General features: G+C 41.1%; 21 protein-coding genes. 10 read left to right on the top strand and 11 right to left on the bottom strand.

Going from position 1 to position 23,284, the window contains the following annotated elements; genetic code table 11:
* Positions 1 to 8: 8 nt before the first annotated feature.
* From miaA to AAEU29_RS07550, 8 genes are all read left to right on the top strand, one after another.
* Positions 9 to 926: a tRNA (adenosine(37)-N6)-dimethylallyltransferase MiaA gene (gene miaA / locus AAEU29_RS07585; RefSeq protein ID WP_421972747.1), complete on the top strand. Its 918-nt coding sequence runs from the start codon at positions 9 to 11 to the stop codon at positions 924 to 926.
* Between the two features lie 80 nt (positions 927 to 1,006).
* Positions 1,007 to 1,258, top strand: coding sequence for an RNA chaperone Hfq (gene hfq / locus AAEU29_RS07580; protein ID WP_038639716.1), 252 nt, complete (start codon positions 1,007 to 1,009; stop codon positions 1,256 to 1,258).
* An 18-nt stretch (positions 1,259 to 1,276) separates the two neighbouring features.
* Entirely contained in the window at positions 1,277 to 2,560 is a 1,284-nt protein-coding gene (gene hflX, locus AAEU29_RS07575; RefSeq protein ID WP_421972746.1) for a ribosome rescue GTPase HflX, read from the top strand.
* Positions 2,561 to 2,661: 101 nt separating this feature from the next.
* The gene (hflK, locus tag AAEU29_RS07570; RefSeq protein ID WP_421972745.1) at positions 2,662 to 3,831 is read left to right on the top strand and encodes an FtsH protease activity modulator HflK; all 1,170 of its coding nucleotides are present in this window, start codon (positions 2,662 to 2,664) and stop codon (positions 3,829 to 3,831) included.
* Positions 3,828 to 4,703 (top strand): protease modulator HflC, encoded by an 876-nt coding sequence (gene hflC, locus AAEU29_RS07565; RefSeq protein ID WP_421972744.1) that lies wholly within the window; start codon positions 3,828 to 3,830, stop codon positions 4,701 to 4,703. Before hflK ends, hflC begins: the two co-directional genes overlap by 4 nt.
* Before the next feature lie 63 nt (positions 4,704 to 4,766).
* Entirely contained in the window at positions 4,767 to 4,958 is a 192-nt protein-coding gene (locus AAEU29_RS07560; protein WP_421972743.1) for a DUF2065 domain-containing protein, read from the top strand.
* 200 nt (positions 4,959 to 5,158) lie between these two features.
* Entirely contained in the window at positions 5,159 to 6,475 is a 1,317-nt protein-coding gene (locus AAEU29_RS07555) for an adenylosuccinate synthase (protein WP_421972742.1), read from the top strand.
* A gap of 133 nt (positions 6,476 to 6,608) precedes the next feature.
* Positions 6,609 to 7,241 carry a tetratricopeptide repeat protein gene (locus AAEU29_RS07550; protein ID WP_421972741.1) on the top strand — a complete coding sequence of 211 codons (633 nt, stop codon included), beginning with the start codon at positions 6,609 to 6,611 and terminating at the stop codon, positions 7,239 to 7,241.
* A 1-nt stretch (position 7,242) separates the two neighbouring features.
* On the opposite strand, the gene recG is transcribed toward AAEU29_RS07550, so the two are convergent.
* From recG to gmk, 8 genes are all read right to left on the bottom strand, one after another.
* Positions 7,243 to 9,321, bottom strand: a complete 2,079-nt coding sequence (recG, locus tag AAEU29_RS07545) for an ATP-dependent DNA helicase RecG (protein WP_421972740.1) — start codon at positions 9,319 to 9,321, stop codon at positions 7,243 to 7,245.
* An 85-nt stretch (positions 9,322 to 9,406) separates the two neighbouring features.
* Complete coding sequence (trmH, locus tag AAEU29_RS07540; RefSeq protein ID WP_421972739.1) at positions 9,407 to 10,105, bottom strand: tRNA (guanosine(18)-2'-O)-methyltransferase TrmH; 699 nt, start codon at positions 10,103 to 10,105, stop codon at positions 9,407 to 9,409.
* Between the two features lie 65 nt (positions 10,106 to 10,170).
* Positions 10,171 to 10,629 carry a transcriptional regulator AsnC gene (gene asnC, locus AAEU29_RS07535; RefSeq protein ID WP_421972738.1) on the bottom strand — a complete coding sequence of 153 codons (459 nt, stop codon included), beginning with the start codon at positions 10,627 to 10,629 and terminating at the stop codon, positions 10,171 to 10,173.
* A 5-nt stretch (positions 10,630 to 10,634) separates the two neighbouring features.
* Positions 10,635 to 12,242, bottom strand: coding sequence for a flagellar assembly protein A (locus AAEU29_RS07530; RefSeq protein WP_421972737.1), 1,608 nt, complete (start codon positions 12,240 to 12,242; stop codon positions 10,635 to 10,637).
* 119 nt (positions 12,243 to 12,361) lie between these two features.
* On the bottom strand, positions 12,362 to 12,754 hold the full coding sequence (locus tag AAEU29_RS07525; protein ID WP_372768853.1) for a RidA family protein: 393 nt from the start codon (positions 12,752 to 12,754) through the stop codon (positions 12,362 to 12,364).
* A gap of 15 nt (positions 12,755 to 12,769) precedes the next feature.
* Positions 12,770 to 14,875, bottom strand: coding sequence for a bifunctional GTP diphosphokinase/guanosine-3',5'-bis pyrophosphate 3'-pyrophosphohydrolase (gene spoT / locus AAEU29_RS07520; RefSeq protein ID WP_421972736.1), 2,106 nt, complete (start codon positions 14,873 to 14,875; stop codon positions 12,770 to 12,772).
* 153 nt (positions 14,876 to 15,028) lie between these two features.
* Entirely contained in the window at positions 15,029 to 15,304 is a 276-nt protein-coding gene (gene rpoZ / locus AAEU29_RS07515; RefSeq protein WP_421972735.1) for a DNA-directed RNA polymerase subunit omega, read from the bottom strand.
* Positions 15,305 to 15,381: 77 nt separating this feature from the next.
* The gene (gene gmk, locus AAEU29_RS07510; RefSeq protein WP_421972734.1) at positions 15,382 to 16,005 is read right to left on the bottom strand and encodes a guanylate kinase; all 624 of its coding nucleotides are present in this window, start codon (positions 16,003 to 16,005) and stop codon (positions 15,382 to 15,384) included.
* A 140-nt stretch (positions 16,006 to 16,145) separates the two neighbouring features.
* Between gmk and yjjX the strand changes: the two genes are divergently transcribed.
* Positions 16,146 to 16,688 (top strand): inosine/xanthosine triphosphatase, encoded by a 543-nt coding sequence (yjjX, locus tag AAEU29_RS07505; RefSeq protein WP_421972733.1) that lies wholly within the window; start codon positions 16,146 to 16,148, stop codon positions 16,686 to 16,688.
* Positions 16,689 to 16,700: 12 nt separating this feature from the next.
* Complete coding sequence (gene yjjG, locus AAEU29_RS07500) at positions 16,701 to 17,393, top strand: pyrimidine 5'-nucleotidase (protein WP_421972732.1); 693 nt, start codon at positions 16,701 to 16,703, stop codon at positions 17,391 to 17,393.
* Between the two features lie 44 nt (positions 17,394 to 17,437).
* Here yjjG and AAEU29_RS07495 read toward each other — a convergent pair whose 3' ends face one another.
* The 3 genes from AAEU29_RS07495 to AAEU29_RS07485 all read right to left on the bottom strand — a co-directional run bounded on the left by AAEU29_RS07495 (position 17,438) and on the right by AAEU29_RS07485 (position 23,149).
* Positions 17,438 to 19,066, bottom strand: a complete 1,629-nt coding sequence (locus tag AAEU29_RS07495) for a methyl-accepting chemotaxis protein (protein WP_421972731.1) — start codon at positions 19,064 to 19,066, stop codon at positions 17,438 to 17,440.
* Between the two features lie 245 nt (positions 19,067 to 19,311).
* Complete coding sequence (gene rsuA, locus AAEU29_RS07490) at positions 19,312 to 20,019, bottom strand: 16S rRNA pseudouridine(516) synthase RsuA (protein WP_421972807.1); 708 nt, start codon at positions 20,017 to 20,019, stop codon at positions 19,312 to 19,314.
* A gap of 124 nt (positions 20,020 to 20,143) precedes the next feature.
* A complete protein-coding gene (locus AAEU29_RS07485; protein WP_421972730.1) occupies positions 20,144 to 23,149 on the bottom strand; it encodes a TonB-dependent receptor domain-containing protein in 3,006 nt (1,001 codons plus the stop codon).
* Positions 23,150 to 23,284: the final 135 nt, after the last annotated feature.

The following is a 23,284-nucleotide window of genomic DNA, read 5'->3' as shown; positions in this document are numbered from 1 at the left end:
GTAAAACCTTGCAACAATTGCCAATTATCTGCTTAATGGGTCCAACAGCATCTGGTAAAACAGATTTAGCAATACAGTTGTGTCAGCATTTAAATACTGAAGTAATTAGCGTGGACTCTGCCCTAGTTTACAAGGGTATGGATATTGGTTCTGCGAAGCCAAATACAGATGAGCTGGCATTAGCACCGCATCGACTCATCGATTTAATCGATCCTGCTGATAGTTATTCTGCTGCTGACTTTCGCCGTGATGCGCTAGATAATATTGCCCAGTTGCACAGCCAAGGTAAAATTCCGCTCTTAGTGGGTGGTACCATGATGTATTTTAAGGCATTGCTTGAAGGTTTATCACCTTTACCCAACGCTGACCAAGCTATTCGAGCGCAATTAGAAATTGAAGCGCAAGAAAAAGGCTGGCCGGCAATGCATAAAATGTTAAGTGATGTGGATCCGGTCGCTGCAAGTAAAATCAATGAAAATGACTCGCAGCGTATAAATCGTGCCTTAGAAGTTTACCGCTTAACTGGGAAACCAATGAGCGAACTACAGAAAGTAAAAGTTGAGCCGTTACCTTTTGACGTTTTGCAGTTTGCTATCGCACCGAGCGATCGCGCGGTTTTACACCAACGTATTGAAAAAAGATTTAAAATAATGCTCGATATGGGGTTTGAAAAAGAAGTTATGACCCTATATCAGAGAAAAGACTTACACCCTGATCTTCCATCTATTCGATGTGTAGGTTATCGTCAAATGTGGGATTATTTGGCGGGAGAGTGTGACTATGATGAAATGGTTTTTAAAGGCATAGCTGCCACGCGTCAGCTTGCCAAACGCCAGTTAACTTGGTTGCGTGGCTGGCAAAATATTACTTGGCTAGAATCTGGCGATGAAGAAAACTTGCAACGCGTGTTAAGTTCGCTAAGCTAGTAGAGTGGTGCAGTAAAAATAATTGAATTCGTTAGATTTATCGAATTTTATAAGAACACCTAGAACTAAGGAAAATAACAATGGCAAAAGGCCAATCATTACAAGACCCATTTTTAAACGCGTTACGTCGTGAACGTATTCCTGTAGCAATCTATTTAGTTAACGGTATTAAGCTACAAGGTAAAATTCAGTCATTTGACCAATTTGTGATTTTATTAGAAAACACAGTAAACCAAATGGTTTATAAACACGCTATTTCAACTGTTGTACCAGCGCGCGCTGTTAATTTCCAAGCGACGCAAGGTTCAGAAGACGAGAGCGGTAACTACTAATTAATAGGAGTTTAATGCTTGTTTGACCGTTATGAAGCCGGTGAACAGGCAGTCTTAGTTCATATCGAATTTCCAAATGAAGGCGATCGTGAAGATTTGCAAGAATTGGAAATGCTCGTTTCTTCAGCTGGTGTCAATGCATTGACGATTGTGCAAGGCAGTCGTCAATCCCCGCATGCCAAATTTTTCGTAGGTAGCGGTAAAGCTGAAGAGATTGCTGAGATTGTCAAAATCCATGATGCAGATGTAATCATCTTTAATCACGAATTAACCCCCTCACAAGAACGCAACTTAGAGGCGATATGTAAATGTCGTGTGCTCGATAGAACCAGTTTAATTCTTGATATCTTTGCCCAACGCGCTCGCACGCATGAAGGTAAACTACAAGTTGAGCTAGCCCAATTACGCCATATTTCAACACGATTAATCCGTGGTTGGACGCACCTTGAGCGTCAAAAAGGTGGTATTGGTCTTCGTGGCCCGGGTGAAACACAACTTGAGACTGACCGACGTTTAATTCGTGGCAAGATCAAAAATATTTTAAAACGCTTAGAAAAAGTAGCGAAACAGCGTGAACAAGGGCGTCGTGCACGAAACCGAAATGAGATTCCAACCGTATCATTAGTTGGTTATACCAATGCCGGTAAATCGACCTTATTCAATCGCATAACAGATAGCGATGTGTATGCTGCAGACCAATTATTTGCAACCCTAGACCCAACACTTCGTAAAATAGAAGTGCCCGATCTCGGTTCAACGATCCTTGCAGACACAGTTGGTTTTATTCGCCATTTACCGCATGATTTGGTTGCTGCATTTAAATCAACTTTAGCTGAAACAAGAGAAGCGGATTTGCAGTTACATGTGGTGGATGTGGCAGATGCGCGTAGGCAAGAGAATATCGAACAAGTTCAGCATGTTTTAAAAGAAATTGATGCTGATGAAGTGCCGCAATTACTTGTTTATAACAAGATAGATTTAGTTGAGGAAGTGTCACCGCGTATCGATCGCAATGACGAAGGTAGACCAATTCGCGTTTGGCTTTCAGCGCAAACAGGGGTTGGCTGTGAGTTGTTGTTACAGGCAATAGGTGAATGCTTAGCGGAGCAAATGTTCCATGAAAATATTTGCATACCGCCTCAGTTAGGGCGTTTACAAGGCGCTTTGTATCGTTTGAATGCGGTACAAACTGAAAACTTTGATGAGTTAGGTAATTGGCTGTTAGATGTTAGATTGCCAATGTCTGATTGGCAGCGATTGAAAAAAGAGTTTGGTGAACAAATAGAAGAGTTAGTAGTTTAACTTTTCAATAATATTTGTTTACCGTAAAAATTAGAAAATCCCCTAAGGTTTTGGTAAATTTACCAAAGTTTAATTTTAATTATTAATATTGGAGTGGCGCTATGGCCTGGAACGAGCCGGGTAACAATGGCAACGACAAAGACCCATGGAATAACAAGGGCGGTCGAGATCAGGGTCCACCTGATTTAGATGAAGTGTTTCGCAAATATGGCGACCGTTTTGGTGGTTTATTTGGCGGTAAAAAAGGATCAAGTAACGGCGGTTTAAGTGGCCCAGCACTGGTTTTTGTTTTAATTATCGCTGTAACGGTTTGGGCAATTAGCGGTTTTTACACAGTAAAAGAAGCTGAACGTGGTGTTGTACTACGCTTTGGTCAATTTCATGAAATAGCATTACCAGGTCTTCGTTGGAAAATGACATTTGTTGACCGCGTAATTCCGGTTGATGTTGAAGCTGTACGTTCATTATCAGCGTCAGGCTTTATGCTGACAGAAGATGAAAACGTGGTAAGTGTTGAGTTTGTTGTTCAGTATCGTGTTACAGACGCATACCTATATCGCTTTAGTGTGACGGATGCAGACCACAGTTTGCAACAAGCGTTAGACAGTGCGCTTCGCTATGTTGTTGGTCATGCAAAAATGGATGACGTATTAACGAAAGGTCGTGAGCAAGTTCGTCAAGAAACTTGGCAGGAGCTTGAAAAAATCATCACTCCTTACAACTTAGGTATCGTACTGACTGATGTAAACTTTAAAGATGCGCGTCCACCGTCAGAAGTTAAAGATGCATTTGATGATGCTATTGCTGCTCAAGAAGATGAAGAGCGTTTTATTCGTGAAGCTGAAGCTTATGCACGTGAAATAGAGCCGAGTGCACGTGGTCGTGTGACTCGTATGACGCAGGAAGCTGAAGCTTATAAAGAGCGTGTAACACTTGAAGCACAGGGTGAAATTGCACGTTTCGAACGTTTACTTCCTGAATATCAAGCTGCTAAACAAGTTACCCGTCAGCGTTTATACATTGAAGCAATGGAAGAAGTGCTTGGTAGCACATCTAAAGTGCTTGTTGATGTTAAAGGTGGCAATAATATGATGTATCTACCACTGGATAAAATTATCCAGCAGTCATCAGTAAATGCAACACCAGTAAAACAGCGTAATGACGTGGATAACTTAAGACAGCAATTAGGCTCATCGCAGAACAGTCAATTGAATTCATCGAGCGATCGCTATTCAAACGACCGTTATAATTCAGGGAGATACAACCAATGAGAAACTTTGGATTAGTTATTGCTGTTATTGTAACAATGCTAGCTTTCTCTAGTGTATTTGTTGTACCTGAAGGTCAAAAAGCAATTGTTCTTGAATTCAGCAAAGTTAAGAAAGACGGTGTTGATAATGCAGTGGTTTATGAACCGGGTCTGCAGTTTAAAGTACCGTTTATTTCACAAGTACGTAAACTTGACTCACGTATTCAAACATTAGATGGTGCACCTGATCGCTTCGTTACGAGTGAAAAGAAAGACCTTATTGTTGATTCATATGTTAAATGGCGCGTTAAAGACTTTAGTAAGTTTTATCTTCGTGCTCGTGGTGATAAGCAATACGCAGAAACACTACTTAAGCAAAAAGTGAACAACGGTTTAAGAACTAACTTTGGTTCGCGTACGATTCGTGAAATTGTTTCTGGTGAACGTAGTGCACTGATGCAAGAAGCGTTATCGCAAGCATCTGAAAGTGCTGCTGAGTTAGGTATTGAAGTGCTTGACGTACGTGTGAAGAAAATTAACTTACCTACGGAAGTTAGTAACTCAATTTTCCAACGTATGCGTGCAGAGCGTTCAGCTGTGGCTAAAGAGCACCGTTCAGAAGGTATGGAAAAGGCAGAAGAAATTCGAGCTGATGTAGACCGTCGAGTTACTGTTATGCTGGCAGACGCAGAGCGTAATGCGCGAAGTGTACGCGGTGAAGGTGATGCGTTAGCTGCAAAAATCTATGCTGATGCGTATAACAAAGATGCAGAGTTTTATAGCTTCTTACGTAGCCTTGATGCTTACAAAGCAACCTTTAAGAATAAAGAAGATGTGATGGTGTTAAGCCCAGATAGCGACTTCTTTAAATACATGAAGCAAACTGGAAAATAATCAGAATTGCTAATTGATTAACTAAGCCCTGCAATTGCAGGGCTTTTTTTTGGGGAGAAAATAATGAGCTTTGATGTGTTGCTGTTAGCATTTTCATTGTTACTGATTTTTGAGGGATTAGGACCAGCGCTTTTCCCTGCAAAATGGCGTGAGTATTTACGTGAGTTAAGTCAGTTGTCGGACGGGCAGCTTCGAGTTGTGGGTGTTGCTCTAATTTTAGTCGGTTGGCTACTTTTTATGTGGCTAAAACCTTAAAAATTAAAAATACTGTTCGATTAAATAAAAATTATAATTTTTGGTAAATAATCTAAAAACATCAGTACTTAAAGCGCTTGTATATACCAATTTAATTACAGTTATTTAGATAAAATGATGAAAAAAGCTGCGAAACGGGGTGATCTTTGCCCCTGTTTTTTGATAGAATCTGCGCCTAATTTTCTTTAAGTGAAGTTACAATGGGTAAAAACGTCGTTGTATTAGGCACCCAATGGGGTGACGAAGGTAAAGGTAAGGTTGTAGACCTACTTACAGATAAAGCGTCTTTAGTTGTTCGCTATCAAGGTGGTCACAATGCAGGTCACACACTCGTTATTAATGGTGAGAAAACGGTTCTTCACCTTATCCCATCAGGTGTTTTACGTGACAATGTAAAATGTATTATTGGTAATGGTGTTGTACTTGCACCAGATGCACTAATGCGCGAAATCGGCATGTTAGAAGAACGTGGCGTGCCAGTAAAAGAGCGTTTATTAATTTCTGAAGCGTGTCCGCTAATTCTTCCATATCACGTAGCATTAGATATGGCTCGTGAAGAAGCGCGTGGTTCTAAAGCAATTGGTACTACAGGTCGTGGTATCGGTCCAGCATACGAAGATAAAGTTGCTCGTCGCGGTTTACGCGTTGGCGATTTATTCAACCCAGAGTTATTCGCTGAGAAACTAAAAGAAGTACTTGAGTACCACAACTTTGCACTTGTTAATTACTACAAAGTTGATGCTGTTGATTATCAAGAAACATTTGATGCTGCAATGGAAGTTGCTGAGACTCTTAAGTCAATGGTTGTTGATGTAACTGAGTTACTTGATCAAGCACGTAATAACGGCGAGCACATCTTATTTGAAGGTGCTCAAGGTACATTACTTGATATCGACCATGGTACATACCCGTACGTAACATCTTCAAATACAACAGCTGGCGGTGTTGCTACCGGTGCTGGTTTTGGTCCATTAAATCTAGACTATGTACTAGGTATTGTTAAAGCATACACAACACGTGTTGGTTCGGGTCCATTCCCTACAGAGCTTTATGACGGCCAAGACAAGCAAGATCCAGTTGGTAAACACCTTGGTGAGAAAGGTCACGAGTTTGGTGCTACAACGGGTCGTTTACGTCGTACAGGTTGGTTTGATGCTGTTGCAATGCGCCGCGCGATTCAAATTAACTCAATTACAGGTTTCTGTTTAACTAAGCTTGATGTTTTAGATGGCTTAGAAACAATTAAGATCTGTACTGGTTACAAGCAAGAAGATGGTACAGTTACAAACGTAACACCATTAGCTGCTGAAGGTTACGAGAAAGTAACACCAGTATACGAAGAAATGCCTGGTTGGAGCGAAAATACTTTTGGTGTAACTACTTATGAAGGTTTACCAGAAGCTGCTCGCAACTACATCAAGCGTTTAGAAGAAATCACAGGTGTGCCAATCGATATCATTTCGACAGGTCCTGACCGTGTAGAAACAATGATTGTTCGTAACCCATTTGGTGAATAATCTAGATTTCTAAAAAAAAGCTGCTTATGGCAGCTTTTTTTATGCCTGAAATTTACAGGTTGGTATATATTTTGTATCAATATTTGGTAGTTGTTATCACGATTGCGGCATATGAAATTGCTTGAGTATATATATGAGTTTATTTGTTAAAACATTAAGTCTAACTGCTATAGCATCTTGCTTACTGCTAAGAGCTACAGATGTATTTGCTGAAACACCAGAGCTTCAAGCAGTGCAAATCTACAGCCAAGATGAGTTAATTAAATTAATAAATAAAAATGAACATTTAACCCGCGTGAAATTAGATGATTGTCAGTTAGTGCAAGATATCGAAGCGCGCGCGAGTAAAATGAAAGTACCTGCATATCAATTCCTCTATGGCGATATGCTTGCTTATGCTGTGTGTGTTGAGCGTGATGTAGACTTAGGTGTGTATTACATGCGTGAGGCTGCAGATCAAGGCTTAGCTGCTGCGCTTGAGCAATTAGGGCGTTATTATCATGTAGGTCAATTGGTGCAACCCGATTTAGATAAAGCCATCGTCTATTTAAGAGAAGCGGCATCACTTGGCAATCTTAATGCGCAAATACGCTTAGTGGATTTATTCAATGCCGGCCTGGGTAGTCCAAGAGATTTTGAAGATGCTTATCGCTGGCTCAATGGGGCACTGATTTATGATAAACAGCAGCATAAAGAAGTCGAAAAGAAACTAGCGCTGCTTGCTGCTAAAATGCCCCCAAGCGTACTAGCGAGAGCAAAAAAATAAATTAAGCTTGGGCAAATTGTTCTTTATTGGGTAACCAGCGGGTAATGATTTTTTCCGCAAGTTCTTGATGTTCTTCTATAAAACGTTTGGCAACAGGGCGAACTTGCGCCACGATCGTTTTGTCTCTTACTAAATCGGCAATTTTAAATTCGGCGAGTCCTGTTTGTTTTGTTCCCAGCACTTCACCTGGGCCACGTATTTCTAAATCACGCTCAGCAATAACAAAACCATCATTACTGTCGCGCAGCACACCTAATCGTTTTTGTCCGGTGGTTGACAGCGGCGGGTGATATAGCAGTACACAATGTGATGCCACAGCCCCGCGACCAACACGGCCTCGTAGCTGGTGCAACTGAGCAAGTCCCAAACGTTCAGGGTTTTCAATAATGATTAAGCTGGCGTTGGGTACATCAACACCCACTTCAATCACGGTTGTGGCAACTAAAACATCAATTTTACCGGCCTTGAACTCCGCCATAATAAATTGTTTTTCAGCTGGCTTCATTCGGCCGTGAACAAGCTCTATGGACACATCAGGCAGAAAATTTGCTAGTTCTTTAGCGGTATCTTCAGCTGCTTGACATTGTAGTGCTTCTGACTCTTCAATCAGTGTGCATACCCAATACACTTGGCGTTTATCTTGAATCACTGATTGCTGGACGCGTTTAATAATATCTTGGCGGCGTGTATCTGGGATCGCCACTGTTGTAATGGGAGTTCTTCCCGGTGGTAACTCATCAATAATTGAGGTTTCTAAATCTGCATACGCAGTCATTGCGAGCGTACGAGGAATTGGTGTAGCAGTCATAACTAACTGATGCGGATAACAGTTGCCATTTTTGCCTTTTTCCCTAAGTTCTAAGCGCTGATGAACACCAAAGCGGTGCTGCTCATCAATAATAATAAGCGCTAAATTATTAAAAGTGACTTGCTCTTGAAAGAGTGCATGGGTGCCAATTACCATCTGCGCTTCGCCCGATGCAATTTGCTCAAGCGCTAATGCGCGCTCTTTGCCTTTTGTTTTGCCAGCAAGCCAAGCTGTGGTAATGCCTAAAGCTTCAAACCAGTTACGGAATGCATTGGCATGTTGCTCAGCGAGTATCTCTGTCGGAGCCATTAAAGCCACTTGGTAGCCTTGGCTAATAGCTGCAAGCGCTGACATCGCTGCTACTAAGGTTTTTCCAGACCCAACATCACCTTGGACGAGACGCATCATAGGGTAGGGCTTAGTAAGATCTTGCTTTATTTCAGCCACAACACGTTGTTGCGCATTGGTTGGTGTAAACGGTAGCTGCGCTAGCAGTTGGGGTTCAAGAGCATTGGTTGGTGGCAGGGTTACCGCCATATGAACCTGTCCTTTGGCACGCAGTTTTAACAAACTTAGATTTTGAGCGAGGATCTCTTCAAAGGCTAAACGTTGCTGTGCAGGATGTAGTCCTTGCTCAAGTAATAAGGTGCTTTCTTCAGGGCTTGGTTTATGTAAGGTGAGTAGTGCTTGTTTTAAACTATACCCCTGTGGCTGATATTGGCTTGGCAGTAATTCTTCAATATCGTAGCGTTCTAATAACGTCACAGCTTGATCACATAACTTTCTAAGCGATAGCTGTTTTAACCCTTCAGTTGTTGGATAAACAGGGGTTAAAGACTCTTCCATTTCATTAAAGCCATTATCGTTTAAGATTTTATATTCTGGATGAGCCATTTCATAGCCATTACGGCCGCGACGAATTTCGCCAAAGCAACGAATTTTACTGCCAACAGCTAGGTTGTTTTTTTGCGCAGCTGTAAAGGTAAAAAAGCGCAATGTTAAGCGACCTGTGCCGTCGTTAACTTGGCAATTAAGCATACGACGCTTACCAAGACTTATGTTGGTGTTTTCAATGGTTGCTTCAATGCTGACATGGTAATGCGCTTGCAGCTCGCAAATTGGGTAGATGCGAGTGCGATCTTCATAACGCAGCGGCAAATGGAATAATAAATCTTGGACGGTAAAAATCTGCAGTTTTGCTAAACGCTCTGCAATTTTTGGCCCAGCACCTTTGAGTTCTGTGACTGGGTATGAGGCAAGATCAATTGCCATAACCATCCTTTAATATTTACCTTCCTTGGTTTTTAACAGGTTAACTTTAAAGTTGCAATAGATAACTGTAAAAATAACCAGTATTTTAAGCTTGTTTAGTAAAGCGCAGCGTATTCCAAAAAGCCTCATCGGCTACGATTTCACCTTCTTCATCTAATGCTGGATAAGGTAGACCTTTTTGGCGGCATTGCTGGGCGATAATTGGATGACAGCCTTCGAATAACAAGGTGTGCTTGGTATCTTTATCGAGATTGTCATTCGGCTGATACATATCGGCATTTTCACGTTGACGCTGCGCCTCATAAAGAATTAACGCTGCGGCAACGGATACATTTAATGATTGCACCATGCCTTCCATTGGAATGATGATATGTTGATCGGCATGTGCGAGCGCTTTGTCTGAGATACCATCGCGTTCTTGGCCTACGATAATCGCAGTTGGTTTGGTGTAATCGATTTCACGAAAATCAACCGCGCTTTCAGACAGGTTAGTTGCTAATATTTGCACGCCAGGAATTTGTTCACGAATTGCTTTAACGGCATCGTCAATATCGTTATGCATATGGGTTTCAACCCAGTTTTTGCTGCCGCCAGATGTATTATTTGTGAGACGTCTTTGTTCTTTTGGCCAAACAGCATGAACATGATGACAACCCACTGCATCCGCAGTACGCACAATAGCTGATAAGTTATGGTGTTTATGTACTTCATCTAAACATACGGTTAAGTCTAGTTGACGTTTGTCGAGTACAGTTTTTACGCGTTTAAATCGGTTATCAGCCATTGGGTATTCTCCGGAAAATTCGCGGCGATTATACCTAGCTGTAAGAGGTCTCGCAATGATTGTGCCTATGGCGTGACATCGCGGTTAATTGGGTTCTGTAATGAAATTAGTGTTTCGGTTGATTGAATTGCATCAATGGCTTGAATTTTATTAATTAGCACATCCTGCAAATGGTCAATTGAACGTGTAACCACTTTGATAAAAATGCTGTAATTACCTGTTGTGTAATATGCTTCTACCACTTCATCAAGGGCATCTAAGCGTTTAATTGTATCTGGGTAGTCTTTGGCATTTTTAAGATTGATCCCAATAAAACAGCATACATCGTAGCCAAGGTTTTTTTCATTAACTGACACTTTTGTGCCAGCAATGATATTGGCTTGTTTCATTTTTTCGACGCGCACATGAATTGTACCGGCACTCACATCAAACTTTTTCGCAAGCTCAGAGTAAGGTACTCGAGCATTGTCCATCAAGGCATGAAGAATTGATTTGTCGAGGTTATCCATTTTGTACTGCGTCATGGCGGTTAGGTCGTTTTAAATTCTAATTCAATTTTGTTCTTATCAATGCGAGCTGTTAGCGGCGGGTAGCTGCGTGCAGTTTTAAGTACTTTATTGAAAATACGCAGCTCAACATTTGAGTGAAGCGACTTTTGTACTTCGAGATAACAGTAATCGCGCAGCATATGAATTGCACGCTCAAGTTTGGCAGCTTTATTTGGCAATAATTCAATTAGTTGCTCATTTAGGTTTTGCTTGTCAGAAATTTCGATCAGCAAGTTCTGCTGTTTGTCGGCATCTTCAATGGTAAGGGCTCTGTCGAATTCGCTTTCAAGTGCTTCTAATTGTTGGTTACATAAACGCACTTGCTCAAAAATCTCATCAGTGCGTTGCTTTAACAGCACTGCTGCATGGCCTAAATGAATTTGAGTGTGGGCGCCTTTTTCAGTACCCACTTCACCACAAATCATGGTTTTTGCATCAAGCACCTTACCACCAATAAGTTTGCCATCGCCTTTTTCGGGATTGCCAATCATAAGTTCATTTTTGGCTTTAATATGGCAGTGGCTGGCCTGTGATTTAATTTTAACTTGATTGCCTGAAAGGTAAGTATATTGGGCGTAGCTAATGGTTAAGTTTCCATCGCAGATAATTTTATTTGATAACTCGTCATTATCTTTAGTGTGGCCTAAACACCCTTCTTTAATCTCAATACTTCCAGTGGCGTTTAATTCTGCTGATTCGACACTGCCGAAAACGGTAATATCACCTTTTGCAGTTACTTTCATACCTGGTTCAATGTTTTCAGTAATAATTACTGAGCCGTCAAAATCAATATGACCTGACTTTACATCGACATTTGGAATGGTAAATACATCATCTACGCGCATACCATACTTATCATCCACCGGCACACCTGAGATAGAAGCTATCAGGTATTTATCATCGGTACCGCTAAGTTCAGTACCTTCCCCTGCAATTAGTTTTACTTCATCACCAGGCTTTGCTTTAAGAACTTCGCCAATAACATTGAAACCATCACGACCAAGCGTGGCAAAGTGATGAGTCATTAAAGTATCACCCGGTTTAACGCTGGCAAGAGCACCAAAATCACGCATATCAACCGAGCCATCTTCACGTCGTTTAGGCTGGCGAACACGATCAGCAAGGGTTTGAACGTTTTTTTCTAAGTAGCCATTCTTACCTGCTACAGGCAGTTGACCTTTGGCTATAATCGCTGAAATTTCTTTACCTGGAGGAGATTCAAACTGTTTACCCAAAAGAGATTCGAGTAAGGCATCTTTAAAGCCGCGGGTAATTTTAGCGTCATTAACAAGCTCAAGCGCGGTGCTAACAGACATTAGCTCACCGCCGTAAGCGGTGGTGAGGGTGGCTGTTGCAGACATTTTATCTTCGGCAATCGTGATGTTTAAGGTTGCATCATGTTTTTCTGCAACAATTAGTTCTTCAAAATCACCAGAGCGAAAGGCTTCTTTTACCTCTTTGCTTAAGACATAACAATCGGCAAACTCTGAGTTAGCAAGTGCTTGAAATACAAAGTCTGCACTTGGTGGCATCGGCGTTTGCTCAGAAACCGTTAGTACAACTTGATTATCGTTATTGAGAGTAAACACCTAAGCTCCTAAGCCATTATGATTAACAAACTATACATGTTTTTTTAGCATAAAAAAAAGGGCTTAACAGCCCTTTCTATTTAATTTTTGTCATTATTTTGCATATTTAGCAAAAATAATTAATTAGTTGATGGTAGCTCTAAAATACCGTCAATTTCAATTTGTGAATCTTTTGGCAGTTGTGCAACACCAATTGCTGCACGTGCAGGGTATGGTTCGTGGAAGTATTGGCTCATTACTTCATTAACCGTAGCGAAGTTTGATAAATCGGTAAGGAAGATATTTACCTTAACCATATTTTGGATTTCGCCGCCAGCAGCTTGGCAAACCGACACAAGATTTTTAAATACTTGATGCGTTTGCTCAGTAAAATCATCTGACACCATTTCCATTGTTTCTGGAACTAGTGGGATTTGACCTGAAAGGTAAACAGTTGTGCCTACCTTAACAGCTTGGCTATAAGTACCAATTGCTGCTGGTGCTTTATCAGTGCTAATAATAGATTTTGTCATAATTTATCTTCTTAATTACTTACGACGATATACTTTTTGTACATCGGGCATTACTCGAATACGGCGCATTATATTAGCGACATGAACACGGTCTTTCACTGTGATACCTAGATCAATTAGGTATAAGTTACTCTCTTTTTCTTCGGTACTAATTTCGACAATGTTTGCCGCTGTCGTTGACACTAGACTAGTAAGTTTAGCGAGTGCGCCTTGGTGGTTTATAATTTCAACACGAAGTGCTGCAATATATTCTTTCTCTGGGTTGTCTTCCCATTTAACAATAAAGTACTTAGATCGCTCTTGTTGCCAGCCGCGAATGTTTTTACATTCTTGGCGGTGAACTGCAAGGCCTTTACCTTGGCTGATATGCGCAACAATTTCGTCCCCAGGTACTGGGCGGCAACATTTTGAATAGTTCACAAGCATACCTTCCGTACCAATAATGGCGGCTTTGCTGCTGTGATTAATATCGCCTACTTCCTGTCCTTCTTCTTGTAGCATGCGCTTTGCAACAAGCATACTGAGAATGTTACCGGTGCCTATTTCTGTAAGAAGCTTATCAAGAGAATCAACATTGTGTTCTTCAACAGTGCGCGCTAGGGCTTCTTCACTAATATCGCTCAGGTGGTGTTCACCAAGCGCTGATTCAAGCAGACGACGGCCTAGCTGCAGTGCTTCCTCATGCTCTTGCTTCTTAAGGTACCTTTGAACTCCCATACGGGCTTTGGCAGTAACAATAAAGTTAAGCCATGTTGCATTGGGGTGAGCCCCTGAGCTGGTAATAACTTCAACCGTTTGACCGGTATCAAGCGCAGCGCTCAAAGGGTATGGCTTTCTGTTTACTCGTACACCAACACATGTATTACCAACATCGGTGTGAACTGCATAGGCAAAATCTACCGCTGTTGCACCCATTGGTAGCTCGATAATACGACCATCTGGGGTAAATACATAAATTTCTTCAGGGAACAGCTCAGTTTTAACGTTCTCAACAAATTCGAATGAAGAGCCTGCGCTTTGTTGTAATTCAAGCAAGCTTTGCATCCACTGGCGAGCTCGCTGTTGTGCAGTATTACCAGCACTATCACCTGCTTTCTTATAAAGCCAATGTGCTGCAACCCCTTTGTCTGCCATTTGATCCATTTCGTGAGTACGAATTTGAATTTCCACTGGAATACCATGAGGACCGACTAATGAAGTGTGTAACGATTGATAACCATTAGTTTTTGGTACGGCAATATAATCTTTAAAGCGAGTTTCAATGGGCTTAAATAAATTGTGAACAACCCCGAGCACACGATAGCAAGTATCCATTGAATCAACGACGATACGGAACGCGTAAATATCCATTACCTCGTTAAACATCAGCTCTTTGTTAAGCATTTTACGGTAAATGCTGTACAGATGCTTTTCGCGACCTGACACATCAACTTCGATACCTGACTCTTCAATACGTGAGATAATTTCGTTCTGAATGTTCTGAATAATTTCTTTACGGTTACCGCGCGCTTTCGTTACTTCGTTTTTTAATGCGCGATGACGCATAGGGTAAAGCGCTTGAAAACCTAAATCTTCTAATTCATTTTTAATATCATGAATACCAAGGCGGTTGGCAATCGGTGCAAAAATCTCAAGGGTTTCACGGGCAATGCGGCGACGTTTTTCTGGGCGAAGTGCGCCAAGGGTACGCATATTGTGCGTGCGGTCTGCCAGTTTTATAAGAATAACGCGAATATCTTGCGTCATTGCCATAATCATTTTGCGATAGTTTTCGGCTTGGAATTCTTTTTGATCTTTAAAGCTGAGCTTATCAAGCTTAGATACACCCTCAACTAATTCAGCAACGGTATCACCAAAAATCTCAGCTAGGTCTTGCTGGCTAAAGTCTGTATCTTCAATTACATCATGCATTAATGCAGCCATTAACGTTTCATGATCTAAACGCATATTGGCAAGAATTTGAGTTACTTCAACAGGGTGAGTGATATAAGGCTCACCGCTTGAACGCGTTTGTCCCTCGTGAGCATCACGCGCTACCACGTAGGCTTTTTGCACAAGCTCAACTTGTTCTTGCGTTAAATAGTTTGAGATGTTCTTTTTAAGACCTTCAAAAAGATACATTTATGCTCCAATACTAGCTATAGAGGGGAATTGATAACAATATACGATGAATTGGAAGGGATTGCCAACGACTGTTTCTTATTAAAAAGTCGAACAGTCGCTGGTAAGACTACTCTGCAAAGGATAGCGAGAGCAGTAAGCAAGATTATTTGCTTATTGGTGACCACCAACGATAGCAGCAACCGCAGCTAGTTCAGCCGCTTCTTGATTTTGCTGGTCTTCACGCTCTAGTGAATCTAAAGAATCGTTAGTTACTAATCCTTTTTCAATTTCACGTAGTGCGATAACAGTAGGCTTATCGTTTTCAGCATCAACCATAGGATCTTTGCCACCAGTTGCGATTTGGCGCGCACGGCGAGCCGCAACTAAAATAAGGTCAAAACGGTTACCAATCTTATCTACTGCATCTTCAACAGTTACTCGAGCCATTAGGCACTCCAAAAATTTATCATTCGCAAAAGCGTAGTTTACTTGATGCGAAGAAAATAGCCAATACTTGGATTAATTTAATCCGCCAATAAATCCTGCAATAAATGCTGATACTTAAGTGCTTGGTTAGATTGTGCTAAACGAGAAGCAAAAACGATGCTTTCCAACTGGTAAAGTGCAGTATCAAAATCATCATTTACAATCAGGTAGTCATACTCGTTGTAATGTGACGTTTCTGATTGGGCTTTTTCCATGCGACCTTTAATTACTTCAGCACTGTCTTGGCCGCGATTATTAAGGCGAGACTCAAGCTCTTGCTTTGATGGTGGCACGATAAAAATAGTGCGAACATCGTTAACCAACTCACGAATTTGACGTGCACCTTGCCAATCGATATCTAAAAATACATCGATACCATTTGCCAACTGTGCCTCGATACTTTGCTTTGAAGTACCGTAGTAATTATCAAATACTTGAGCCCACTCTAAAAAACCATCATCCGCAATCACCTGTTTGAATTCATCTTGAGTTACAAAATGATAGTGCACGCCATTTTCTTCACCGGGACGAGGAGAGCGAGTAGTGTGTGATACCGACACTTTCATATCGCTATGACGCTCAAGTAGCGCATTGATTAAGCTAGATTTACCCGCACCAGATGGCGCTGATAAAATAAATAAATTACCACGAGCTTGGCTCATAATGTTTCCTAAATCTAAAATTTCGCTAAACCACCTACTTGCTAATTGAATGGGCAGTTAGCACAATGGCGGTATTATAAAAACTCGCACCACATTAAGAAAGTGATAGGCGACTTTTAATTTAATAAGAATTGTACGTAATGAGTAAGAAAAGCCAAAAAATTATTATCGGTTCAAAAAATCCAGTCAAAATCAATGCGGTAAAAAATGCATTTTCAGCCATGTTTCAAAATGTGGTATTTAGTTGCGAAGGGGTCTCAGCACCCTCTGGGGTCGCTGACCAACCGATGACAGCAGAAGAAACCCTGCTCGGTGCAGAAAATAGAGTTTCTTATGCCAAAACTCATTTTCAGGCGGATTGGTATGTTGCTATTGAAGGTGGCGTTGATAATTTTAACTATGGCCCAGCAACCTTTGCTTATATTGTGATTGATAACAAACAACATGTGCAAGTTGGACGTAGTAGTAATTTACCTATGCCAAAAGTGGTTTACCAAGCCCTATGTGAAGGTGAAGAGCTAGGGCATGTGATGGATAGGTTGTTTAATACTGAAAATGTTAAACAAAAGGGTGGTGCAATGGCGTTATTAACTAATAATTTAGTTACCCGCGAGAGCGTTTATACCATGGCGATTACTACCGCGCTTGCGCCATTTGTTAATCAACAACTGTTTAATGTGTAAATTGGATAATTAATGAAGTACCAATGGATCGTTTTTGATGCTGATGAAACCTTGTTTCATTTCGATGCTTTTGCAGGCTTAAAACAGCTTTTTTCACACTACAATATCGTATTTGAAAAATCCGATTTTGATGAGTTTCAATCGGTTAATAAACCACTTTGGGTTGATTACCAAAATGGCACCATTAGCGCGAAAGAGTTACAAGTAAAACGCTTTACGCTGTGGGGTGATAAATTAGATGTTGATCCTGCGCTATTAAATCAGCAATTTATTGAGGCAATGGCAGATATTTGTCAATGTTTACCAGGGGCACGAAAGTTACTAGAGTTGCTTCATGGTAAAGCAAAGCTTGCAATTATCACCAATGGATTTACCGCACTGCAGCAAGTGCGACTAGCTCGTACTGATTTAACGCACTTTTTTGAACATGTGATTATTTCAGAGCAGGTTGGCGTAGCAAAACCAAATATCGCTATTTTTGACCATGCCTTACAGCTGTTTGGAAATCCAGACAAATCAAACGTATTGATGGTAGGTGATACACTGAGTTCTGATATTTTGGGTGGTAAAAATGCCGGTCTAGATACCTGCTGGATAAACCATGAAGGGGAAAAAGTGGAAGACACTGTTGGGGCAACATATCAAGTTGGTTGTTTAACAGGGCTTTATAACCTGATTAAATCATTTGAAACCGAAAGCGTTTAGTACTTTCGGTTTCAAAAATTCTTTCGGTTTCAAATTTAACTCAACTAGACTTCAAACTTAGCGATTTCTTTTTCAAGATTCTCGGTAAACGACTTAATTTGGTCAGTCGCATTGTGTGCATCCAGTGATAAACGTGCGGTGTTTTCTGCGGTATCTGATATATGCACCACTCGCTGTGCAGTATCTTCACCTGCTTGCAACTGCTCTTTAGCAGCCACAGAAATCTGGTGACTCATTTCTGTAATTGCTGAAAGCGACTGGGCAATACGCGCGAGTTCTTCTGCAGCCTTTTGCGATTTAGTTACCGTTTCTTCACTGGTTGAAATACTTTGTGTTACCGATGCTTTCGCATCCTTAGTAGCAGATTGTAGCTTGGTAATCATTTGCTGAATTTCTTCGGTGCTTGCTTGAGTACGCTGTGCAAGTTGTCGTACTTCATCCGCAACTACCGCAAAACCACGTCCTTGGTCGCCTGCACGTGCAGCTTCAATTGCTGCATTTAGGGCAAGTAGGTTGGTTTGCTCGGCAATGCCTTGAATAACACTTAGCACACTTTCAATGTTATTTACTTCATCATCAAGTGTTTGAATATTGGTACCGGCATTTTCGATTTGTTGCTCAAGTAGCTCAATTGTTTTAGCGGCTTCTTCGGTTAGGATATTGGCGCTTTGCCCTTGTTCTTCAGCTTCTTTTACCGAATATGCGGCTTGTTCAGCGTGATCGGCAACGGTGGCTGCTGAAGCTGTTAATTGGGTGATTGCTGAAGCAACAACTTGCGTTTCCCTGCTAAGCGAATTAGTTAATTGATCAAGCTCAGCCGAGCGAGTTTCAGATGCGCGCACTTCATCTTGCAATGAATCCGACACGTTTTTAATACCACCTACTACGCCTTGCAAACCTAATTGCATATAGTTAATTGCACCTGCAACGCTGTTTTCATCGGCTTTTTCAAAATCAGATATGGTTTTTAAATTACCGCGTGATGTTCTCATTACCGCGGATTGTACGCGGGTAATTTCACCACCTAATGATTTATTGAGATCTAAACCAAACTTAGCAAGTGCAGCTGAAAGTATAACGGCAATGACAATCGATAAGGTGAGTAGCCAACTAGCAGTTTGCCAGTAGCGTTCATCAACTTCTTTATAACTAATACCTGTGCCAACATACCAACCCCAGTCTTTGGTTTTTTGCACAACAGAAGTGAGGTCCACAACTTCACCGTTTCGTTCAGAATTCCAGTGGTAGGTAATAATTTGACCTGTTTTACTGCCTACAAGTCTTTCTACCATTCTGCCAATGCTGCCGCCGTTGGCATCTTTAAAATCGTTAAAACTGGTTCCATGTAATTGAGGGTCGTGAGGGGTAGCAACAAAATCGAGCTGGTTATCTACAACATAAACATATTCAGAGTCGTGGTATTTATTTTCTCTGAGCATTTGAGTGGCAAGTTGTTTTGCTTGCTCTTCGTTTAACGTGCCATTTTTACTGGCAAGTTCAAATTGGTTAACAATATTAACGGTACTTTTCATTAATTGATTAATACGCGCGATATTGTCCATTTCGCTTGCTTGTCTTAGCGCTTTAAGGCCAAGTCCGGCAAGTGAAATTAAAGAAAGAAATAAAATAACCGTAAATATGACTATTTTACTTTTTAAGGTCAGTGAATGCATAGGCTTTTCCTCACAACTACCTTTATAGGTGCGACATAAAAAACGCTATTGACCAACGCTTTTTGCGTTGCCATTAACGCCATCCTGTTGTGGTATTCAAGTGAGAGATGAACTGATTAATTTTGTTGTAATTTTAGTATTTTTTTAATCAATTCTTAGATACCGTTTGATTAAACACTAACTGCACATTAGTGTTTAATCAAGTGTTAAGCGATGGTTAAATTTCATGTTGGGAAAAGAGGAATTTATTTGGAGATTGTTTCAATCTCTTGCTGTGTTAATGGTCGGTACTCACCAGGCGCTAAATCTGGGTCAAGTGCAACAGTGCCAATTTTTTCGCGATGAAGCGCAACAACGCGGTTCTCTACAGCAGCAAGCATCCGTTTAACTTGATGATATTTTCCTTCATAAATTGAAAGTCTGAGAGAGTAGTCTGCAAGCTTTTCTACGATAGCAGGCTTGGTTGCATTTTTTTCACCATGCAGCATCACACCTTGCTCCAATTGTTCACACATTTCATCTGTAATAGGGTGTTCAGTTTCAATTAAATACACTTTGTATTTTTGATGGCGTGGCGAAGTGATTTTATGGCTCCAATCACCATCAGAGGTAAGTAATACAAGGCCTGTTGTATCGATATCTAAGCGACCCGCAACATGGAGTGAATCCATCATAGGTTCATCCAGCAAATCAAATACAGTTTGATGCATTTCATCGCTGTTAGCACAAATGTAATCTTCAGGCTTGTTAAGCATGTAATAGCGATCGCCTACAGCAAAAATATCTTCACCATACCAAGTAACTTTATCGCCTTCATTTACTTGAGTATCTGCTTTTATAACAACATCACCATTTATTGTAGCGTGTTTCTTTTTAATGCCAATTTTTGCTTTAGAACGAGGGACTTCGGCAAAATGGCTCAGAAACTTGTCTAGGCGGTAAGGAAATTTAATGGTCATATGCATGCTTTTTTGAAGGTGAAAACTCAGTAGCGGGAGTATACGCAGAGATATAAAAAAAGCCAGTAAAGCTTAACTTTACTGGCTTTAAAGCAACAAACATTTGGGAAATGTTAAATTAGAAGCTGTATTGTGCACCTAAGTATGCAAAGCGACCACGACCGCCGCCATAAGCGCTGTCGAAGTTACCAGAACCACCAAGAATGAATGGACCTTTTTCGTCAAATAGGTTGTTAATACCGCCGAATAAACGCAGTTCACTGTTACTGCCAATATCCATTGTGTATGAAGCTGAAATATTGTGCGTGGTTACTGATGGTAATTCGTTACCCCACAGAGCTTCAGGGTTAGCGATACAATCAGCTGAGCCAGCTGCACAGCGCTCATCATTTGCAGCCATATCGTCTAACCATGCTTCATGCGTAGATTGGCTGCGACGAATACTGCTCTTATAGCGTGTGCTCCAACGAACACGAATGTCATCTTTAAACCAAGTTAATGATGCCGATGCTTTATCTTCAAATAGGTCGTAACCTAATTGACCTTCAAAGTTATCTGAAAACTGACCGTCTGGACCTGTGCTTGTTACTGAATATTCAATAACGTGCGTCCAGTCAGCTTTAAAGCGTAAGTTACCGTACTCACCAAGCTCGTAACGGTATTCAGCTGCAACATCATAACCTTTGGTACGAATTTGATCTGTATTGATTAAACGCTGTTGAACTTCTTCAATTTGACCTTCGGTATTACGAGTGATGTCATTACAGAACTCATTGTCATTACCATAAGGCAATGCTGAGTTATAACAGAAACCAATAATATCTTCGTTTGATAGCGAAGTAATCGCATCATCAATTTGAATGTCGTAGTAGTCAATTGCTAAACGGAAGTCCTCAATGAATGATGGCGCAAGTGAAATACCTACAGTAAATGTATCTGCCGTTTCTTCTTTCAGCTTGTCATTACCAACATTTGGAGAGTAACCGTTGTTATCATCTTCAAATTCACCATCAGCAGCAATTGTTGCTGCGATGCCTGGCTCTTGACGACAGTTATCATGACCTGGTTCAGTCGATGTTGCCGTTACACCATCACAAATATCATTAAATGAATCGTAATCACCACGTGGAGGTGACATTAAGTCTGTGATAGTTGGTGCACGTTGTGCGCGTGCCCAGTTAGCTCGAACCATGTAGCCATCTGTTGGTACATAAATTAGGCCTGTTTTATAACTTTGAATTAAACCAGTAGATGACCAAGAGTAATCAGCAAAACGTGCTGACACTTCTAAATCTAGGCTTTGAGCACCTGTTACATTGCGTAATAGTGGTAATGCTGCTTCACCAAATGCTTCATAAACGCTTACATCACCTTTAAAGTCAGGTACATAGTTAAATGTTACGCCACCTTCAGGAACGTTAGTTGAAACGCTTTGCTCATCTTTACGGTATTCGAAACCAAACGCTGAAGATACTGCACCTGCAGGCATATCGAAAAGGTCACCCGCAATAAAGCCCATTACTGTGGTTTGTTCGATGTTAGATGTGATTTCAGTATTTGCGCGAATATAATCTGCTGCTTCAGGTGTAATCGAGCCTTCACCAAATAAGTTTAATGGTACACAACCTTCAGCGCGAGCGTCAGCATCTTTACACTGGATAGTGCCATCAGCCAGTACTTCAGCATTTAATGCATTACGAACATTAGCAACGAATAACTCGTTTGAACGCTCTTGTTCTTGTTTGAATTTACCGTAGCTTACTGATAAATCCCAATCCCAATCATTCCAGATTGTGCCGCGCGCACCCGCCCAAGTACGTAAGGTATCACGGGTGTTTTTATTCATGATTTCGCCAACTTCAATAAAGTTACGATCCCATGTCACGCCACGCGAGCTTGCTTGTGCACGAATTTCTTCAGGTATATATGGGTTATCAAGAGGAATGCGACCAATACAGTCTGAACCAAATGCACCTGTAGCAGGGTCGTGTGTAATGATTGCATCACACTCATCTTCACTTTCTGGTGACTTTAGGTTTTCAGAAGTGTTTTTGCTGTATTGTGCTTGGAAATACACTTCTACATCGTCGTTAACTTCGAATTCTGTTTTACCAGCAATTGCGAGTGCTTTATCAGGCACTTTAAGCATAGTGTATTGGTTGAAATCGATACCATAGCGTTCTTCATGCCAATCATCACGAAGTGTTTGACCGTCGTACCAAAAGCCAGCGTTTGGACGTGTCGAACTTTTCTCATCGAATACACCGCCAGGGATTGAGTCACTTAGGTTACGCCAGTCAGCTTTTGTGATGTCGCGCATACACTGATAGCCAGACTCAGTTAGCATGGCATTACACATTTCATCATCATCGTAGGTCCACGCATCCATTTGTTGTGCGCGATCACGATCCCAGTAACTTAAGCCTTTTTGCTCGTCGTAAGTTAAACTTACAAACGCATAACCACGGTCATTTGCATAAGTGGTACCAAAGTCAGAATCGATAGTGAATTCCTTTGCACCACCTTCAGTACTCTCACCACCACGGGCTTTAATGCTAAAACCTTCTTTGTCTTGTTGTGTGATGATGTTTACAACACCCGCAATAGCGTCAGAACCATAAGCGGCAGATGCACCACCTGTAATAATTTCAACCTTATCCACCATGCTGGTTGGAATGGTGCTTAAGCTTACATAGTTACCTGAGTATGAGTTTGATACAACACGGCGACCATCAATTAACGTAAGTGTACGGTTGGTACCAAGTTCACGTAAATCGATAGTTGAAAGACCCGTGTTTTGTACACTTGATTGTGAATTGGTATTACTTGAGCCTTCAGATACTTGAGGCAATTCATTAACCAGAATTTCTGATAATGAACCAAGACCAGTGTCATCAATTGCGTTGCGGTCCATGGTTGCAATAGGTGTTGCAACTGAAAAACTATCACGCTTGATACGTGAACCTGTTACTGTGATTTTTTCTGGCGCTTCTTTTTTAGCTGCTTGCTGTGAAATATTATTAGATTCAGCTACCGCTTGGCGCTCTACTTCTGCATCAGCCCACGCATTGCCAGAGATGGCTAATGCAATTGCTGCTGCAATTGAACATTTTTTAGTATTCATTCCCACGTTGATTTCCCTTTAAAGGTATTGTTACTTTATTTGCCAAAGTAACGTTTTTAGTTATTGTAAAAATTCACTAGTAACAGGAAGCGCTAACTTAGTTATTGATTCACTGTTACTAGCAAGCTCTAATCA

This window comes from Pseudoalteromonas aquimarina, assembly GCF_049257255.1.
Taxonomy (GTDB): Bacteria; Pseudomonadota; Gammaproteobacteria; order Enterobacterales; family Alteromonadaceae; genus Pseudoalteromonas.
Note: the sequence above shows the minus strand (reverse complement) of the source record. Positions and strands in the feature narration are given on the sequence as shown.

What these genes read in the sequence shown, in the direction of transcription:
- recG (WP_421972740.1), bottom strand. Translation starts at nt 9,321, where the DNA reads ATGGCAATTGATCTTGCCTCATACCCAGTCACAGAACTCAAAGGTGCT.
- trmH (WP_421972739.1), bottom strand. Translation starts at nt 10,105, where the DNA reads ATGGCTGATAACCGATTTAAACGCGTAAAAACTGTACTCGACAAACGT.
- AAEU29_RS07560 (WP_421972743.1), top strand. Translation starts at nt 4,767, where the DNA reads ATGAGCTTTGATGTGTTGCTGTTAGCATTTTCATTGTTACTGATTTTT.
- AAEU29_RS07555 (WP_421972742.1), top strand. Translation starts at nt 5,159, where the DNA reads ATGGGTAAAAACGTCGTTGTATTAGGCACCCAATGGGGTGACGAAGGT.
- yjjX (WP_421972733.1), top strand. Translation starts at nt 16,146, where the DNA reads ATGAGTAAGAAAAGCCAAAAAATTATTATCGGTTCAAAAAATCCAGTC.
- asnC (WP_421972738.1), bottom strand. Translation starts at nt 10,629, where the DNA reads ATGACGCAGTACAAAATGGATAACCTCGACAAATCAATTCTTCATGCC.
- AAEU29_RS07550 (WP_421972741.1), top strand. Translation starts at nt 6,609, where the DNA reads ATGAGTTTATTTGTTAAAACATTAAGTCTAACTGCTATAGCATCTTGC.
- rpoZ (WP_421972735.1), bottom strand. Translation starts at nt 15,304, where the DNA reads ATGGCTCGAGTAACTGTTGAAGATGCAGTAGATAAGATTGGTAACCGT.
- hflC (WP_421972744.1), top strand. Translation starts at nt 3,828, where the DNA reads ATGAGAAACTTTGGATTAGTTATTGCTGTTATTGTAACAATGCTAGCT.
- gmk (WP_421972734.1), bottom strand. Translation starts at nt 16,005, where the DNA reads ATGAGCCAAGCTCGTGGTAATTTATTTATTTTATCAGCGCCATCTGGT.
- AAEU29_RS07485 (WP_421972730.1), bottom strand. Translation starts at nt 23,149, where the DNA reads ATGAATACTAAAAAATGTTCAATTGCAGCAGCAATTGCATTAGCCATC.
- hfq (WP_038639716.1), top strand. Translation starts at nt 1,007, where the DNA reads ATGGCAAAAGGCCAATCATTACAAGACCCATTTTTAAACGCGTTACGT.
- spoT (WP_421972736.1), bottom strand. Translation starts at nt 14,875, where the DNA reads ATGTATCTTTTTGAAGGTCTTAAAAAGAACATCTCAAACTATTTAACG.
- AAEU29_RS07525 (WP_372768853.1), bottom strand. Translation starts at nt 12,754, where the DNA reads ATGACAAAATCTATTATTAGCACTGATAAAGCACCAGCAGCAATTGGT.
- yjjG (WP_421972732.1), top strand. Translation starts at nt 16,701, where the DNA reads ATGAAGTACCAATGGATCGTTTTTGATGCTGATGAAACCTTGTTTCAT.
- AAEU29_RS07495 (WP_421972731.1), bottom strand. Translation starts at nt 19,066, where the DNA reads ATGCATTCACTGACCTTAAAAAGTAAAATAGTCATATTTACGGTTATT.
- hflK (WP_421972745.1), top strand. Translation starts at nt 2,662, where the DNA reads ATGGCCTGGAACGAGCCGGGTAACAATGGCAACGACAAAGACCCATGG.